Annotated in this window: 15 protein-coding genes and 1 tRNA gene; 6 read left to right on the forward strand and 10 right to left on the reverse strand. The window is 49.9% G+C overall.

Annotated features, from left to right (window positions below):
* Positions 1-1,093: 1,093 nt before the first annotated feature.
* Together ACI955_RS01320 and ACI955_RS01325 are read right to left on the reverse strand one after the other, a co-directional pair.
* Positions 1,094-1,882 carry a hypothetical protein gene (locus ACI955_RS01320; protein ID WP_415241931.1) on the reverse strand — a complete coding sequence of 263 codons (789 nt, stop codon included), beginning with the start codon at positions 1,880-1,882 and terminating at the stop codon, positions 1,094-1,096.
* Between the two features lie 548 nt (positions 1,883-2,430).
* Positions 2,431-2,507, reverse strand: a tRNA-Ile gene (locus tag ACI955_RS01325).
* Between the two features lie 328 nt (positions 2,508-2,835).
* Here ACI955_RS01325 and ACI955_RS01330 point away from each other — a divergent pair.
* The 3 genes from ACI955_RS01330 to ACI955_RS01340 are packed head-to-tail and all read left to right on the forward strand — an operon-like array spanning position 2,836 to position 7,295.
* The gene (locus ACI955_RS01330; RefSeq protein WP_415241932.1) at positions 2,836-4,710 is read left to right on the forward strand and encodes a response regulator; all 1,875 of its coding nucleotides are present in this window, start codon (positions 2,836-2,838) and stop codon (positions 4,708-4,710) included.
* Positions 4,711-4,725: 15 nt separating this feature from the next.
* Positions 4,726-5,100 carry a response regulator gene (locus ACI955_RS01335; RefSeq protein WP_415241933.1) on the forward strand — a complete coding sequence of 125 codons (375 nt, stop codon included), beginning with the start codon at positions 4,726-4,728 and terminating at the stop codon, positions 5,098-5,100.
* Positions 5,097-7,295, forward strand: a complete 2,199-nt coding sequence (locus ACI955_RS01340) for an ATP-binding protein (protein WP_415241934.1) — start codon at positions 5,097-5,099, stop codon at positions 7,293-7,295. The genes ACI955_RS01335 and ACI955_RS01340 overlap by 4 nt, the downstream gene beginning before the upstream one ends.
* A gap of 13 nt (positions 7,296-7,308) precedes the next feature.
* On the opposite strand, the gene ACI955_RS01345 is transcribed toward ACI955_RS01340, so the two are convergent.
* From ACI955_RS01345 to rpsU, 5 genes are all read right to left on the reverse strand, one after another.
* The gene (locus tag ACI955_RS01345; protein ID WP_415241935.1) at positions 7,309-7,857 is read right to left on the reverse strand and encodes a hypothetical protein; all 549 of its coding nucleotides are present in this window, start codon (positions 7,855-7,857) and stop codon (positions 7,309-7,311) included.
* 85 nt (positions 7,858-7,942) lie between these two features.
* Complete coding sequence (rpoD, locus tag ACI955_RS01350) at positions 7,943-9,730, reverse strand: RNA polymerase sigma factor RpoD (RefSeq protein ID WP_415241936.1); 1,788 nt, start codon at positions 9,728-9,730, stop codon at positions 7,943-7,945.
* Between the two features lie 182 nt (positions 9,731-9,912).
* Positions 9,913-11,775 carry a DNA primase gene (gene dnaG / locus ACI955_RS01355; RefSeq protein WP_415241937.1) on the reverse strand — a complete coding sequence of 621 codons (1,863 nt, stop codon included), beginning with the start codon at positions 11,773-11,775 and terminating at the stop codon, positions 9,913-9,915.
* Positions 11,776-11,851: 76 nt separating this feature from the next.
* Positions 11,852-12,304 (reverse strand): GatB/YqeY domain-containing protein, encoded by a 453-nt coding sequence (locus tag ACI955_RS01360; protein WP_415241938.1) that lies wholly within the window; start codon positions 12,302-12,304, stop codon positions 11,852-11,854.
* A gap of 78 nt (positions 12,305-12,382) precedes the next feature.
* Entirely contained in the window at positions 12,383-12,598 is a 216-nt protein-coding gene (gene rpsU, locus ACI955_RS01365) for a 30S ribosomal protein S21 (RefSeq protein WP_103682796.1), read from the reverse strand.
* Positions 12,599-12,783: 185 nt separating this feature from the next.
* Between rpsU and tsaD the strand changes: the two genes are divergently transcribed.
* The 3 genes from tsaD to folK are packed head-to-tail and all read left to right on the forward strand — an operon-like array spanning position 12,784 to position 14,701.
* Positions 12,784-13,809: a tRNA (adenosine(37)-N6)-threonylcarbamoyltransferase complex transferase subunit TsaD gene (tsaD, locus tag ACI955_RS01370; protein ID WP_415241939.1), complete on the forward strand. Its 1,026-nt coding sequence runs from the start codon at positions 12,784-12,786 to the stop codon at positions 13,807-13,809.
* Positions 13,810-13,838: 29 nt separating this feature from the next.
* Positions 13,839-14,192, forward strand: coding sequence for a dihydroneopterin aldolase (gene folB, locus ACI955_RS01375; RefSeq protein ID WP_415241940.1), 354 nt, complete (start codon positions 13,839-13,841; stop codon positions 14,190-14,192).
* On the forward strand, positions 14,192-14,701 hold the full coding sequence (gene folK, locus ACI955_RS01380; protein ID WP_415241941.1) for a 2-amino-4-hydroxy-6-hydroxymethyldihydropteridine diphosphokinase: 510 nt from the start codon (positions 14,192-14,194) through the stop codon (positions 14,699-14,701). The genes folB and folK overlap by 1 nt, the downstream gene beginning before the upstream one ends.
* 4 nt (positions 14,702-14,705) lie before the next feature.
* On the opposite strand, the gene ACI955_RS01385 is transcribed toward folK, so the two are convergent.
* The 3 genes from ACI955_RS01385 to apaG form a co-directional block, all read right to left on the reverse strand.
* On the reverse strand, positions 14,706-15,797 hold the full coding sequence (locus tag ACI955_RS01385; protein ID WP_415241942.1) for a multifunctional CCA tRNA nucleotidyl transferase/2'3'-cyclic phosphodiesterase/2'nucleotidase/phosphatase: 1,092 nt from the start codon (positions 15,795-15,797) through the stop codon (positions 14,706-14,708).
* A gap of 117 nt (positions 15,798-15,914) precedes the next feature.
* Complete coding sequence (locus ACI955_RS01390; protein ID WP_415241943.1) at positions 15,915-16,727, reverse strand: symmetrical bis(5'-nucleosyl)-tetraphosphatase; 813 nt, start codon at positions 16,725-16,727, stop codon at positions 15,915-15,917.
* 9 nt (positions 16,728-16,736) lie between these two features.
* The gene (apaG, locus tag ACI955_RS01395; protein WP_368376985.1) at positions 16,737-17,114 is read right to left on the reverse strand and encodes a Co2+/Mg2+ efflux protein ApaG; all 378 of its coding nucleotides are present in this window, start codon (positions 17,112-17,114) and stop codon (positions 16,737-16,739) included.
* Positions 17,115-17,122 lie beyond the last annotated feature (8 nt).

Genomic DNA, 17,122 nt, shown 5'->3' on the forward strand with positions numbered 1-17,122 from the left:
TCTCATTGCAGTGCGATTCTCAAGGTTCCAAATCAGATTCCCCACTGTTGTTCAAAGCCTTGCGGCCATAGTAGTGGGTTATTTTTTGCGAGCGACAGGCTAACTAATCTGACACATGCTTCCGGCTTTAGTGTTTCAAATTAGGCTCGGAGCAAGTAAATGATACTGTCGGGCCAAGTTCAATTTTATTCAGGGAATTGTTCGAGCCAAGTCCAGTGCTTACGCACTTTATACTACTGATGTCTCGGTGTTATAAGGGGCAGTTAGTGTATGGTGTTTCTTGACTCGTCGAGTGCTGGCCCACTGCGGGTGGGGCGTGATTATAAATAGGGTTTGTTGAGTGTTATCCCCCGTTAATGGGGTAGAGGCGTCAATACGTGAGCGGCCAAACTATGCTTTCAGGAGCACATAACTGCATGAAATATAAAAAATGGTGTGTCTTCCCAGACTTGAACTGGGGACCTACCGATTATGAGTGAATCTAACGATTTTGATAAGCGGTTGTTTCGTAAGAGAAACTTGGGTCAGAGCAGAACGGTTCCGCTGACGGAAAGGCGGAAAAGGGCAGTTTGAATAGGAAGTTTCTGGGTAAGTCCAAGATAATCATGGGGTTTCTTCGGAAAGCGGAAAACGGAGAAGGGTGGCGGAACAGCGGAAGTGAAATTTTCCGACAGACGCTCCGGATTTCACTGGCTGATTTCACGTCGTCGAGAGTGGGTCTCCCTGGGGTCGTTTCCCCGGCGATGGGGGCAGTTATCCCGGGGCCGGAAAAGTGTGAAAGGGGCGCGCTCTGGGCGACTCTCGGGAGGTTTTGGCCCGGGGCGGCGTGATCGAAATTTTCTCTCGGCCGAAACAAAAAGTTCGAGGGGTTTCGGCGGTTTTGGCACTACGTACTTGGATTGATATCAAGAATTTTGGGGTGATTTCACCTTTCGATATTCCAAAACTGTTGAAACCGTAAAGTGTCTGGTGAGCGAAATCACAATAGCCAACATGCATCTTTAAGTGCTTCACATAAATGTAGTATTAGGGCATCTGAGAGACGTCTTCGTATCAATGCGTAATCGCTGTAGACGACTTTTTGGCCGTTGTTTTATGTTTTCCAAAAAAATGAATCGTAAATATAAACACCTAAATATGCCGTAATTGCGATTACAGAAGCCCATAGTGCCATTCTAAACATTTTTTCTTTTGCTAAATGTGGTGATGATGTCGCTTTCAATGAGTAATAAGATTTATGCAATAGTTTTAGGCCTGCAATGATGAGTATCGTAATCAATATCGGTAAACCATAATGTCGATCGGTCGTAATCCCTTGTTCGTTGCTGTGGTAAAGCAATCTGCTGCATAGCTCGAAAGTTAATATTATTGCGAAGAATGATGAGATCCAGGCCCAGGTTATGAATGAGATCCGGTATATTGGGCGGTATTTTTTTACGTGGTCGTAGATCACATTGGCTGTTGTTATGCTGTTGCCTGTGTCGGTTTTGTGGGCTGATATATGCATTACCACGCCCCATGCCATTGCGGCACATGCAATCAGAAATAAGTGAGATCCAGATGACGATGCGTTTATTGGGTCATCTACACCCATGCCCATAAATTTGAATTCAATTGTTTTACTGTTTATGTAAACTATATCTAAAATTGCCGCTGAAATAATACCGCCGAGTGCTGCCCAGTAAATAATGTCTCGGCCTTTCAGTACTTGTATGAACGGATAGAGTAGAAGGACCCCAAATAAAACCGTACCTTGAGTAATGCCATTTCTAGACATAAATCCGATATCAACCCAAGGAAGGAGAAAGGAAACTGCAGCAGTACAACCAGATACGAAAATTATTTTATTTGCGGACGTCCAAGTTTCCCATTTAACCTGCATATATATCCCTTATATGTTTTTATTATGACTGTGCGAACTTAAGTATCTTAAGACATTAATCTAGGTCAGTGTTAAAGGCAATCTTTGCATCCGTAGAGCATGACACCTCCACTCTTGGCGGGGCTGGCGACCGAACGTCGAGCGGAGCGTGGTCCGACACGCAAATTTGAGGGGTTTTGGCACTACTGATTCTGAGGGGAAATTACTTTTTTGAGTCTCCCTCGCTGATCAATTGACCGCATGTGTTGCGTTGACCATTTGAACTCACAACCAAACTAAGACATACGGCATAAAAAGCTAGTACGAAAGGCTCCTTCGTCAATAGCGGTCAGTCGCTGATTTTCAAATCATCAACTGTCTAGTAAACACCGGGAAGTCCATAGCCCTCAAAAGCCCCCGCTTGATCCTAATAAATACATTTCTTCAGAAATAGTTCGCTCTTCTGAAAAATTCAGGCGAAGGAATATTAGGTGGGGGAGAGGGCGACGAGGTGCCGATTATGGAATCGGAGCGTCGATTCCACATAAACATATGAAATGTAAGAAAAATGGTGGGCCTTCCCAGACTTGAACTGGGGACCTGCCGATTATGAGTCGGATGCTCTAACCAACTGAGCTAAAGGCCCTTATTTTTAAACGCTGCTGCGATTCACCGCTAGCGTGTTGCTGATAAATCAGCCGTTTACACGCTGCGCGTGTTTGTTCTTTTTAGTTATTACCTTGTTTTTAGCGCTCTTAATTAGTTTGCTGGTTCTTGCAACTGGATAAGATTGCTGTGGGCGAGGGATTGGTAGAAGGTCTACCTCGGCCTAAAACGTGCGCGCATTATAGAGTGCAGTGGCGGGGTTGGCCAGTACTTGGGCTTGCTGTGTTAACAGAAATCGCCGTGCGTATGCTATTTTGCCAGCGAAGTGCAATAATCTGGGCTGCTATTTTTAATGTTGGAGGCCGTGCGTGAGTAATCGCGATCGTATTTTTAAAGCGTATTTGGATGATCAACGTCAGTCCTTGCAGGCGCCACTGGCCTCGGTATTTGCCTTTACTGAGGCCTTGCTAGAGTTGGCGGTGATTTCACATTCGTCTGAATTAACGGCCGATGTTAAGAAAATCGCTAAGGCAGCGTCGACGATGATCGAGATGTTGGGCTCTGTCTCAACGTTTTCAGCAGACTCCCAAACTGAGCTGTCCCGACTGCGACATGATTTGCGTAATGCTATCGGGCTGGTGGATGGGTTTGGCGATATCTTGCTTGAGGATTGTGACGATGAGCAAGTTTGCGATTATATTCGCCAAATTCGCCACCAATCGCGGCTATTTCAGGGCCTTTTGGAGCACTTTAATTTAAGTGATGACGACAAGACGGCTTCAGACCCGATAGCAGAGATTTTCAAAAGCTTTAAGCGCGGCATTATCCGCGATGATAAAGAGCATATGGCCGCTAGTATTTTGGTGGTAGATGACAACGACAGTAGCCGTGACTTATTGGCACACCAGTTACAGCGCCAAAATTATATGGTGATAGAAGCCGCGAGCGGTGAGCGCTGTTTAGAAATTATGCGCAGCGCCGAGCCCGATCTGGTATTGCTTGATTTGGTGATGCCCGACATGAACGGCTATGAGGTTCTGCAGGTTATTCGCGGTGACGAGGTTCTGCGCCGCATTCCTGTGGTGGTTGTGAGTGGAATGCAGGATGAGGAGGGCGCGGTTAGGTGTATTGATGCCGGCGCCAGTGACTACTTGCTCAAGCCGGTAAACGGGACCTTGTTGCGAGCCAGAATTAGCGCCTTGCTGGAGGCTAAGGGCTGGCGAGACCGGGAGCGTGAGTATCTTGCTGAATTGGAAAAAAGTCAGCGCTTTATTCGCAAGATATTTGGCCGCTATCTGTCAGATGAAATTGTTCAGCGTCTATTAGATGACAGCGATGGTTTGGAACTGGGCGGCGAGCTGCGCCAGGTCACTATTCTAATGGCGGATATCCGTGGATTTTCGGCGCTCAGTCAGCAACTTGGTCCTCAGCAGTGTGTGAAGTTGCTGAATAATTATTTTGGTGAGATGACTGAGGTTATTCAGCGCTTTAGAGGGACCGTTGATGAGTTTGTGGGCGACGGTATTCTAGTCATTTTTGGCGCGCCGCTAAGCGATAAAGATGATTGTGATCGCGCTTTGGCTTGCGCTGTGGCGATGCAGCTCGCGATAAAAGACGTTAACGCTCGTAATCGGCTTGACGGTTTACCAGAAATCTCTATGGGTATTGGTTTGAATACCGGCGATGTTGTGGCGGGGAATGTGGGCTCAGACTTGCGCTCTAAGTACGGCGTGGTTGGACACAATGTTAATCTTGCGGGCCGCATCGAGTCTTGCACGGTAGGCAGCCAGATATTAGCAGCACCGGCCACAGTAGCGGCGGCCTCTATAGAGATACTGTCAGGCGACAGTGTGCCGGTATCACTAAAAGGCATGGGTGACGCCTTGGAGCTGATAGAGATTTTAGGGGTGGGGATTCCCTACGATTTACTGCTGCCGCCAAGCGCGGATCAGTGGCAGTTGTGCAGCATTAAAATGTGCTTGGATCTCACCTTAATGGCAGGTAAGCAAACGGCGTCTAAACAGTACTCGGTAGAGCTGCATGCGCGCGCCGGCGAGCAATTGCGAATTACGAGCAGCGAGGCACTGCCGATGTTGGCGGATGTGAGTATCGACGGCTTTGATGTGGCTTGCTATGCAAAAATTACGGCGCAGAGTCCAGACGTGGAGTACCAGTATATTTTGACCCTAACATCGACAAGTTCAGAGCTAGAGCAGGTGCTGAAAAGTGCATTTAGTGAATAAGGTATGGGTGCTGTAATGCCAACAATATTACTTGTTGAAGACAATGAGATGAACCGCGATATGCTGAGTCGGCGCTTAATGCGTAAAGGCTATGAGGTATTGCTGGCGGTGGATGGTCAGCAGGGTATCGACATGTGCTTGCTGCAGGCTAAACCTGACTTGATGCTATTGGATATGAGTTTGCCGGTTAAGGATGGCTGGCAGGTTGCAAGAGAAATGAAGGGCCACGATTTGCTACAGGCGATTCCTATTATTGCTTTAACCGCGCACGCCATGGCCGATGATCGTCAGCGGGCGCTCTTGGCGGGCTGTGATGATTACGATACTAAGCCGGTCGATTTGCCGAGGTTATTAGGAAAAATTGAACATCTGCTTGGTACTGCTGAATGAGTTTTACCCGCCGCTTAACCTTCTCATTTGTCGCCATTTTGGTGCTGTCACTCGGTAGTGTGTTGATTCAGGTGTGGGGGAATGACACTAGGCGGCGCAATGTGTGGTTGCTGCAACATGTGATTCGCACTCAATCTGAGTTGAATGATTTTAGTCAACGCATGTATAGCTCCCAGCGAAAAATACTCGTGGTTGATGCTTTGGCAGATTCGGGCTCGCAAAGTGGTATCACGGGGCAGGAGCGCAAGGAGTTGTTGCGCGGCATTGATGCTTTGGTGGCGCTGGAGCGGGAGTTGAATGGCAACCTACAAGAGTATTTGGAAGCGGGGCGTTACGAGCCGCTAGAGGCGGCGCTATTGCTGCAGCATTGGCGTGATTTTCTGCAATCTAATGAAGGCCCACGTGGCGAAGAATTGCAGCGCGAGTACGAGGCCTTAAGTTCGCGTATTAGTGTCAACGAATGGTATTTGTTAACGCGTTCAGATGAAATAAACGTGCGACTCCGCGAGGTTGTTAGCATGACTAACAAGGTCGCACTGGGAGTGTTCTTGTTAGCGCTAATGACTACCTTTGTACTTGGGTATTATATGACCCGGTATACTCGGCGTGCGATTCGACAGTTGCAAAAAGGCACCTCTGAATGGAGCCGTGGTAATTTTGATTACAGCATTGCCGACATGGGCCACGATGAATTTGGTCAGCTGGCGAACTCCTTTAATGATATGGCATCCAGTCTGCGCCAGGCGATGGGTCGGGTGCGTGAAGCGAGTCGACGAGCGGATGCGGCCAATCAGGCGAAGAGCGGTTTTCTGGCAAATATGAGCCACGAGTTGCGTACTCCAATGAATGCCATTATTGGGTATTCAGAAATGCTATTGGAGGAAATTGCCGAAGAAGAACAGCTCTCAGTAGGCGATTTGAAGCCAGATCTTGAGAAAATTCAATTAGCGGGTAAACATCTGCTGACCTTGATTAATGATGTCTTGGATATTTCTAAAATTGAATCCGGGCATATGGCGGTGTTTTGGGAAGATGTTGCTATAGAGACGGTGCTGGGTGACGTAGAAGGGACCGTCGCGCCGTTAATGGCAAAAAATGGCAATACTCTGCACTGCCATTTTGAATTGCAGAATGCCCGTATTCGTACTGATGTCACCCGTCTGCGACAGATTTTATTGAATTTGTTAAGTAATGCGGCCAAATTTACTCGGTCTGGGGATATTTATCTTACGGTGTCTGAACAGGCTGAAGAGGACGGTGATTATCTAGTTGCAGAGGTAAAAGACACCGGCATAGGTATGAGTGAAGATCAGCTGGGGCGTGTGTTTGACGCCTTTGTTCAGGCCGACCAGTCGACCACCAAGCAGTATGGTGGCTCGGGTTTAGGATTAACGATCTCACGCAAATTTGCAGAGCTTATGGGCGGCAGTATCACTGCGAGCAGTGAGCTGGGTGCGGGGTCTTCATTTAGGCTCACGCTGCCGCTGGGTGCTGGTGATGGCAGTTTGGCGGCTTTGAAGAAAAATGCCAGCGGCGATATTTTAGTGATTGATGATGACTTAGCGGCTTTGGATTTAAGTCACCGAGTTTTGAGTCGCGAAGGTTACCGAGTTCGCACCGCGTCGTCGGGCGCGGAAGGCTTGGCCATGGCTAGAGAGCATCGGCCTGATTTGGTGGTGCTAGATGTGATGATGCCGGGTTTAGATGGCTGGCAAGTGTTGCACAGCTTGCGCGGTGATGCGGTGCTGGCAAGTGTGCCGGTGCTGATGTTGTCGATGTTGAATGAACATGATTTGGGCTTGTTACTGGGTGCCAGCGGCTATTTAGTGAAGCCGGTGGCGAGTGATGAGTTGACAGCGGTAGTGCGAGATTTACTGCCGGCAACGGCAGTGGGCAATATGCTGCTTATCGAGGAGGGAGATACCCTAGCTCAAGTTATTGAGCGGCTTCCCGGTGCCGAACATTGGAACACTTATCACAGTGGTGATTTAACGCGGGTCGCTGAGTTACTGACCGAACTGCCGTGGCAATTAATTGTGATGGGCCCCCATAGTGACAGTGGTCAGGTAGGCCGTTTGGTGGCGCATTTACGCACCGAACATTGGCGTACAGTGCCGCTGCTGATGGCTCAGTCAGAGGAAGATATTGCCAATTTACGGGGTTTGTTGGGCGCCTATCTTGAGCGCAGTGTCTGACTATTGGCGTGCTCTACTGCAGTGTTAATTGGCGTAGTTTTTCAATAGTCCGTTGCAGGGTAAGCGCTTCGTTTAACAGTTGCTGTTGTTTGGCCTCGGCCTTTTCTCGTAGGGCAATTTCTTGATTTAAGCTCAGCCTTTGCTCTAGGTAGAGTTTTACGCTGAAGAACAGCAGATCGAGGCTGTGCTGGCTTTGAGGCCAGCGCATCATCTGCTGGTAGAGGTGGTCCATAGTGGCGGTTGCCAAGGTGATATCTAGGAGTGGGCTATCTGGGTGTAGATAGGTCAGCGTTAGTCCAGCTAGGGCTTGCTGAATGACGTTGCGATCGTTGCTGGTTTTGAGTATGGCTTTGAAATCAATTTCAGCTGCTTCGAATTGCTGAGATTGCAGTAATTGTTGCGCATGCGAAACACTGATGATTTTGGCTTGGGTAGTTAAGATCGCTTGTGCAGTAGAATTTGGATGCTGCGGAGGTGGTGGAGATTGGCAGCCGGCGATTAGGCTCAGCAAAACAATAACAAAGCTCGCGGTGCATAGCTGGCGCAGAGTGTTCGCTAGCATCGTAAAATTTCCGTCTAAATATTGTGAGCCGAGCTTCCCACTGGCCTGAAAGGCCGTGGCAAGCTCGGTTTGTCTCTGCTGTGCTCTATTCGTCCAGGAAGCTGCGCAGATGATCTGAGCGTGTTGGGTGACGCAATTTGCGCAATGCCTTGGCTTCGATCTGACGAATACGCTCGCGGGTAACGTCAAACTGTTTACCAACCTCTTCAAGGGTGTGGTCGGTGTTCATATCGATACCAAAACGCATCCGCAATACTTTTGCTTCGCGTGCGGTAAGGCCGGAAAGTACGTCTTTGGTGGCTTCACGCAAACCTTCGCCAGTGGCAGACTCAATCGGTGAAGAGATAGTGCCATCTTCAATAAAGTCACCCAGATGTGAATCTTCATCATCGCCGATGGGTGTTTCCATCGAGATAGGCTCTTTGGCGATTTTAAGTACTTTACGCACTTTGTCTTCTGGCATTTCCATGCGCTCGCCAAGTTCTTCAGGGGTGGGTTCGCGACCCATTTCCTGAAGCATTTGCCGAGAGATACGATTGAGTTTATTAATCGTTTCAATCATGTGTACCGGAATACGAATAGTACGCGCTTGGTCAGCAATAGAGCGGGTAATAGCCTGACGTATCCACCAAGTTGCGTAGGTTGAGAACTTGTAGCCGCGGCGGTATTCAAATTTATCTACCGCTTTCATGAGACCGATATTGCCTTCCTGGATTAGATCGAGGAACTGCAGGCCACGGTTGGTATATTTTTTCGCAATCGAAATAACCAGACGCAGGTTGGCCTCGACCATTTCTTTCTTGGCTCGACGGGCGCGGGCTTCACCGATAGAAACGCGACGGTTAATTTCTTTAATGTCAGAAATCGTTAGGTCTTGGCGTTCTTCAATATAGGCAATCTTGTTTTGAAGGCGACGAATGACATCGCTGAAGTCGGCTAGCTTGGGGTGCTTTTTGAGTAGCTCGTCGCCCCATTTTAGGTTCGCTTCATTACCTTGGAAGCTGCGAATAAATTCCTTGCGATCAATGCCGACTTTCTTGACACAGATTGTCATTACTTCGCGTTCCATAGAGCGAATAGAGCTCAGGGTGGTGCGAACTTCTTCAATCAATGGGTCGTACATACTTGGGGTGAGCTTGAAGAATTTGAATAGCTCGCCCAAGGCGTTTAATTCTTTAGCAGTTTGCTTGCTGTAGCGACCGTGTTCAGCAATAGACTTCTCAACTTTGTCAGATTGCTTCTGCAAGGCGGTAAAACGGATGCGGGCTTCTTCTGGGTCTGGGCCAGACACAGCATCGTCATCATCATCGCTGGCTTCTGCAGCAGCAGCGGCTTGGGCCTGTGGTGACGGAACATTGTCAGCAGGGTCTAAGTAGCCGCTCATGATATCGCCGAGACGGCGCTCTTCAGCAACAACTCGGTTGTATTGAACCAATACGCCAGCAACAACGCCTGGGTAGTAAGCTAGTGCGGCCATTACTTCGCGGATGCCTTCTTCGATCCGCTTCGCAATGACGATTTCGCCTTCGCGGGTTAATAGCTCAACCGTACCCATTTCGCGCATATACATGCGCACAGGGTCGGTGGTGCGACCGGTTTCGGTTTCTACAGCGGCGAGGGCGGCAGCCGCTTCAGCCGCAGCGATGTCATCTGGGGAGTCGCTGCCGGCCATGATCAGGGTGTCTTCATCAGGTGCGTGTTCAAACACCTGAATACCCATGTCATTGATCATTTGGATGATTTCTTCGACCTGATCCGGATCAGATATATCTTCCGGTAAATGGTCGTTGACCTCAGAGTACGTTAGGTAACCCTGTTCCTTGCCCTTGGCAATGAGTTGCTTGAGGCGCGATTGATGCTTTGAGTCACTCATTCTTTCAAATTACTCGTTAGGTACAGGTTAAAAATTAGCCGCAAATTATACCCTACTGACCCACCATCCGACCAGTAAATTCCAGACTCGTTCAGTGTGTGATGTGGTAATTGGTGTTTGATCGGCTTCATTGTATGTTGTGATAAATACTATAGGGCATGCGGCGGCGTTAAATTTTGACTCTACAGGCGGTGTTTTTGTTTTAAAAGCTGCTGAATCGTCAGTAATTGCTGCTTATCTGCTTCGCTAAGTTCAGGGTAGTTGGCGCTTGGCGGTTTGTCGACTTCATTGCGGTTTCGTAATTCATCTACGTGGCCGCGCAGTGTTTGGGTCGACCTTTGCGCCTCTATGTGCGCCAAGGTGTCGAAAAATGCGGTTTCCGCTTTTTCATCATTTAATTCGGTGCCGAGCAGTTCAATGGTTTTGAGTGCCTCGGTCATCACCTCGTATTCGGGTTGGCCGTACCAGTGACCCAATAGCATGGCGGTGCTAGATTCTGGCCGTTTTCGCAGTAATGCGATGGTGTTATTAAGCAGAGCTGCCGATGGCGATGCGTCTATGTTGCTAATGCTTGCTGGGCCGCTAGCCGCGCCGCGTGGATTAAATAACAGCATTGCCAGGGCGAAAAGAAGGGGGTCGCGTCGCGATCCTGGCACTTTTGCGGCTAGCTTGATTGTTGTGCTGCGCCGTTGCTCAGGTGCTGGTGGCCTTGTGTTTTCTTGCTGGGCGATGGCTTGGCTTTCTTTGAGCAGTTGGTCAACAGATTGACGGCTAAGTCCGGTGCGCTCTGCTAGTGAGTCCAGCATGAGTTGGCGAAATACACCCTCAGGCAAAAGCTGCAGCCTAGGGAGTGCTAGTTTGCTGAGGCGCGCTTTACCCTCTAGGGTGGTGGGGTCGGTCTGCTCATGTAATGATTCAAAAAAGTAGCGTTCTAGCGGTGAGGCGCCGGCCAGTAGTTTCTGAAAGCCGGCGGCGCCGTCGCGGTTTACCACGCTGTCTGGATCATCCCCCTCGGGTAGAAATAAGAATCGAATCCGGCGGCCGTCCTCCATGACGGGTAGGGCATTTTCCAGGGCTCGTTCTGCCGCCTTGCGACCTGCAGCATCGCCGTCAAAACAAAATATCAGCTCGCTAGCGTAGCGGAATGCAGTGCGTAAATGCTCGGTATTGCTGGCGGTGCCGAGGGTGGCGATGCCGGTCATAATGCCATATTGTGCCAGCGCAACGACATCCATATAGCCTTCTACTACTAGCAGTTGCTCTAGGTGACGGTTGTTTTGGCGGGCTTGATAAAGGCCGTAAAGTTCTTTGCCCTTTTGAAATATATCGGTTTCTGGCGAGTTTAGATATTTTGGTTTGTCGTCACCTAATACTCTGCCGCCAAAGGCGATAACACGTCCGCGGTTATCGCGGATGGGGAACATGATTCGGTCGCGGAAGCGGTCGTAGAGTTTGCCATCTTCTTTCTCAATTAGCATGCCAGCGTCGATTAGCTGTTGCTTGCGCTCGTCGGTATCACCAAAGGCTTTGAGTAAATTGTCCCAGCCCGGCGGTGCGAAGCCAATATTGAAGTCGCGAGCAATGCGCCCGCTCAAGCCGCGACGCTTAAGATAGTCGATGGCGCGCTGAGATTGCGAGTCGGAGCGCAGCTGCTTTTGGTAGTGGGCCGAAACTTGCTCCATGAGATCGTAGATAGTCTTGCGACGTTCTTGTTTCACTTGCTGTTGGGGGCTGAGATCTTCGCGTGGAACCTCTAGCCCGGCAATGTGGGCAAGATTGTCGACGGCGCTAGGAAAATCCTGGCGCTCGTAATCCATAATAAAACCCACCGCGTTGCCGCCGGCGCCGCAACCAAAGCAGTAGTAAAATTGCTTGTCGGGATTTACGCTGAAAGAGGGAGTTTTTTCTTCGTGGAACGGGCAGCAGGCGCTGTAGTTCTTGCCGGTTTTCTTTAGCGATACGCGGCGATTGATAACATCGACAATATCGACTCGGGAGAGTAAATCGTCGATGAAATATTGAGGGATACGTCCTTTAGCGGCCACGTCAAAGTTTCCGGAGCAGAAGTTGAATGAGCGTATCAGTTGATGTTGGCGGTATCAATTGCCAATGAGGTTTGCGTTAGGCAAGCAGTGCTTTAATTTTTTTGCTGATCGCGCCCATGTCCGCGCGACCTTGCACCTTCGGCTTAAGTAGGGCGACAATTTTGCCCATATCTTTCAGCGTTTCCGCGCCGCTGGTGCTAATGGCTTCTTTAATGAGGCCGTCCAGTTCGTCGTCGGTTAAGGGGGTGGGCATATAAGATTGAATAACGCCCAATTCAAAGCGTTCTTGCTCGGCCAGATCCTCGCGGTCAGCATTTTCATACTGACTAATCGAATCACGACGTTGCTTGCACATTTTGTCGAGCACAACTAGAACTCGCGCGTCATCGATATCAATGCGCTCATCGACTTCAATGCGTTTTATCTCGGCGAGTATGAGTCTCACGGCATTCAATGTCGCTTTATCTTTGGCTCGCATCGCGGTTTTCATCGCGTCTGTGAGTGATTTCTTAAGCGTTTGATCTGCCATGGGCTCGCAGAGTTTCCTTTATAAAGGAGGGATTGAGCTAAAGCGCTATGCGCTACTAAAAACTCTTAAAAAGAGCTCTTAGTAGAGGCGTTGCTGCTTTTTGTTGTCGCGCGATACTTTCTTAGCGTGACGTTTTACCGCTGCGGCTGCTTGACGCTTACGAACAGAAGTTGGCTTTTCGTAGAATTCACGACGACGAACTTCTGCTAATACGCCTGCTTTTTCGCAAGAACGCTTAAAACGGCGTAGGGCGATATCAAATGGTTCGTTTTCTTTGAGTTTGACTGAAGGCATTCGTTAAACCTGTCCTAATCAATGGAACAAAATTTGCTGTCTGCACTGCTAAATAAAAAGCAGCACTCCAAGGGCGCTGAATTCTATACTCTGTTGTGGCAAAAAGCAAAGCCATTAAGGGATAACTGGTGTGAATCCGATTGAGCCAGTATCATGCGCCCTCAATTAGCATGGGAAGTTTGCAAGTGCGTGTTTTAGGACTAGAGACCTCCTGTGATGAAACAGGCGTTGCGATATATGATTCCGAGCAAGGTTTGCTCGCTGAGGCTCTGTATAGTCAAATTGCGCTGCATGCGGAGTTTGGTGGTGTGGTACCAGAATTGGCGTCACGGGATCATGTGCGTAAATTGCTGCCCTTGATCCGCGAAGTTTTAGATAAAGCCGGAATGCGCGGTGAGCAATTAGATGGCGTGGCATTTACTAACGGCCCCGGTCTTGCCGGCGCCTTGATGGTAGGTGCCTGTGCTGGGCGCGCCATGGCATACGGCTGGGGTATTCCCGCGGTCGCAGTGCATCATATGGAGGGGCATTTGTTGGCCCCGATGCTGGAAGAAAACGCGCCGAGGTTTCCGTTTATCGCTCTGCTTGTTTCTGGTGGGCATACCCAGCTGGTGCGTGTTGATGGCATTGGCCAATACCGTATTTTGGGTGAATCTTTGGATGACGCCGCCGGGGAAGCTTTCGATAAAGCAGCAAAAATGCTCGATTTGGGTTACCCGGGTGGCCCTCAGGTCGCGAAGGCAGCCGAGCGCGGGACTCCGGGCCGATATACCTTTCCACGCCCCATGGTGAATCGTCCTGGTTTAGATTTTAGTTTTAGTGGTTTGAAAACATTTACCTTAAATACTGTGACTGCCAGCCGCAAAGCCGGTACCTACGATGCCCAGAATCAAGCTGATATCGCAGCGGCGTTCCAGGAGGCAGTGGTGGATACTTTGCTTATTAAATGCACCCGCGCTCTGGTTCAAGAAAACTTACGTACCTTAGTGATGGCGGGTGGGGTGAGTGCCAATACTGTATTGCGTGCGCGCTTGGCCCAGAAAATGGCGAAGATCGGTGGCGAAGTATTTTACCCAAGGCCAGAATTTTGCACAGATAATGGTGCGATGATTGCTTATGCTGGTCATTGTCGCTTGCAGGCCGGTCAGCACGAAGGTCTCAGTGTTTCAATACGGCCGCGCTGGCCGATGACCGAATTAAGCGCAGTCTGATTTACTCTTTGTTCGGCAACAGGCCATCTATGGATATTGTTTATATACGCGGTTTACAGGTAGATACCATTATTGGCATCTACGATTTCGAACGCGCACATCGCCAAATCTTGGTGCTGGATTTGGAGTTGGGTACTGATATTCGCCCCGCTGCGGCCAGTGATGACATTGCTCTTACCTTAAATTACAAGGCGATCACCGAGACGGTGGAAGACTTTGTGAAACGCAGTGAGTTTTACTTGGTGGAGACGCTGGCTCAGCGCTGCGCTGAATTGATAATGACGGACTTTGCGGTGCCTTGGATGCGGTTAAGTTTGAGCAAGCCGGGTGCTATGCGCCAGGCCAAAGATGTTGGCATTATTATTGAGCGTGGTCGGCGTTAATGCCAGAAGTGTTCCTTAGCCTAGGCAGTAATACCCAGCGCTACCGTCATATGACTATTGCGCTTGATAGTCTTAATCAGCAGTTTGGCTCCTTAACTTTGTCTCGGGTTTACGAAAGTGAATCGGTGGGGTTTCCAGGGAGTTTGTTTTTGAATATGGCGGTGGGGTTTTCCACCGATATGCCGCTAAATGAGTTGGCCGCGCAAATGTGGGCAATAGAGTTGAGTAATGGCCGAAAGGTGGGGGCAGCAAAGTTTAGCCCCCGTACTTTAGATATTGATATTTTAAGTTACGACGACGCCTGCGGGTGCCACGCGGGCATAGAGCTGCCGCGCGCAGAAATTCTTTATAACGCCTTTGTGCTGTTACCGCTGAGTGAAATTGCACCAGAACGTTGTCATCCTGTGGACGGTCGTAATTACCGCACTTTATGGCAGGGCTATCAGTCTGATCAAAAATTGTGGCCAGTGCCGTTTCAATGGCAGGGCCGCGATATATCTGCGGGCTAGTGTCTTAGACGCCGCACCCTAGCTCTGCTAAATGTCTGATCTTCTCTGCTCGCAAAGCCCTACCTAATTCTGGGCCGTTGAACCCCTGCGCAATAAATTCGGCCGGTTTAATATCCCGCAAGGTCGCAGCGGCTAGCTGCAATTGGCCTAGGCGATCTTCCTCGGGTATCAGTAACGTTGTCGCAGCTATAAAGGCCTCAAGATGCTGTGGGCGGCGGGCATAATCGAATGCTTCAAGTAGCGCTAGCCATTCTTCGTTATTACTTAAGGACGATAATGGAATATTGGCGGAAAAACGCTCAGCCAGCCATGCGGCGCTATTGCTAGCGCGAAGTTCGCTACACAAAATTTTGCAATGATCGACATTTAGGGCGCTGCAGGCGATGGCAAAGCGAATATCGGCATCCATATTCAAATCTGCGGCTCGTGCCACGCTGTCGAGTACTGCGGTGTTTAGGGCGGGCGGCCACAGCGGAAACAGTGCGTGTAGTGCGCGGCAGTCTAAAAGCACGGTAAAGAAGGCGGCGGGGGATTGCTCCTTGAGCGCTTTGTACAATTCTACCCAGATGCGCTCGGCGGCGATGGTTGATAATTCGCCGTTATCACTCATTGCGCACATTAAGTCTTTGGTTTCTTTAGCGACAGTAAATCCAAGGTGGGCGTAGCGCGCAGCAAAGCGGGCAACCCGCAAGATGCGCAGTGGGTCTTCGCTGAAGGCTGGTGATACATGCCGCAATATGTGGTTGTTGAGGTCGTTCATGCCGCCATAAGGGTCGATGATGTCGCCGTTGTCGTCTTCGGCCATTGCGTTGATGGTTAAGTCGCGGCGACTTAGATCATCCTCTAGGGTGATGTTGGGGCTAAAGTCGCAGACGAAGCCATGATAGCCGGCACCCGATTTTCGTTCGGTGCGGGCAAGGGCGTATTCTTCTTTGCTGCTGGGGTGCAAAAACACCGGGAAGTCTTTACCGACCTGCTGGAAATCCTGCTTGAGTAAGTCTTCTGGGAGCGCACCCACCACCACCCAATCTCTTTCGTGAAAGGGGTAGCCTAATAGTTTGTCGCGCACCGCGCCGCCGACCAGATAAGTTTTCATGCTGAGGTATGGTTGCTGCCTTAAAAATATGTCGGCAGTATAGCATTTCGCGGTGGCTAGGCTTGTTGCTGGGGTTTGTGATGGCGTTGTGCTGTGGGGCTAGAGGGGAACTTGAATTTAGGCTTGGCAATCGCAGCGATAAATATCGCGATTATCCATATTTAGCATGGTCATATTGCGTCCCCAAACACAGCCGCTGTCCAGCGCAATAATATCGTCGCGATCAGTTCTGCATTCGAGTGCGGCCCAGTGGCCAAATAGTAGGGTTTCGCTGCGGCGTCCTTCGTCCTGCCATTCAAACCAAGGTCGGTAGGGGGCGGGGATGTCTGCGGCAATACCTTTAAAGCCAAACTCGAGCTGGCCGTCGGCATCGCAGATACGCATGCGCGTCAGGTGATTGGTAATTGCCCGAAGACGCTCATAACCCTGTAAATTATCGTTCCACACTAGTGGCTCGTCGCCGTACATATTTTGGAAGAACTCATCGACATTTGGGCCCTGCAATACAGCTTCGACCTCGCGACTTAGGTCCAGTGCTTGTTCGCTACTCCAGGCATTGGGAATGCCGGCATGACTCATCAGGTAGTGACCATCTTCTGAGCGCAGCACTAGTGCCTGTTGCAATAACCACTGCATTAGCTCGTCGCAGTCCGTGGCATTTAGCAGCGCATCAAGGCTGGGGTGGCGTCCCCGCTTAGTGGTTCCGCGGGCCAAGGCGATACAGTGGAGATCGTGATTGCCGAGGGTGATATGCAGACTGTCTTTTATACTGTAGAGAAAACGCAGCGTGTCTAGTGAGTCGGGACCGCGATTAACAAGGTCACCCACTAGCCAGAGCTGGTCCTGTTGCGGATTAAAATGCACCTTTTCTAGCAGGCATTGCAGGGGCTTTAAACAGCCCTGCAAATCACCTACCGCATATCGACTCATCTGGCGCTCTTAGTGTAACGCTGAGGGGCGAGCGAGGGAGAAGATACCAATAGGTGCGATGAACGGCCGACCCGAGGCGCTAATCATTTCATAGCTGCCTTCCATAGTGCCGACAGCGGTGTCTATGACTGCACCCGAGGTGTAGCTAAATGATTCACCTGGTGGAATAAGTGGCTGTTTGCCGATGACGCCTTCACCTTGTACTTCCTGAACTTGGTTGTCGCCGTCGGTAATAATCCAATGCCTATTAAGCAGGCGCACGGCCTCTTCGCCGGTATTGCGGATGGTAATGGTATAGGCAAAGGCAAAGCGTTGCTGTGCGGGCTCTGATTGGTCGGGTAGGAACTGGCTCTCTACCTTAATTTCTACTGGTGCTGATTCTGGCATGGTGTGCT

The organism is Zhongshania sp., from assembly GCF_047636175.1.
Taxonomy (GTDB): domain Bacteria; phylum Pseudomonadota; class Gammaproteobacteria; order Pseudomonadales; family Spongiibacteraceae; genus Spongiibacter.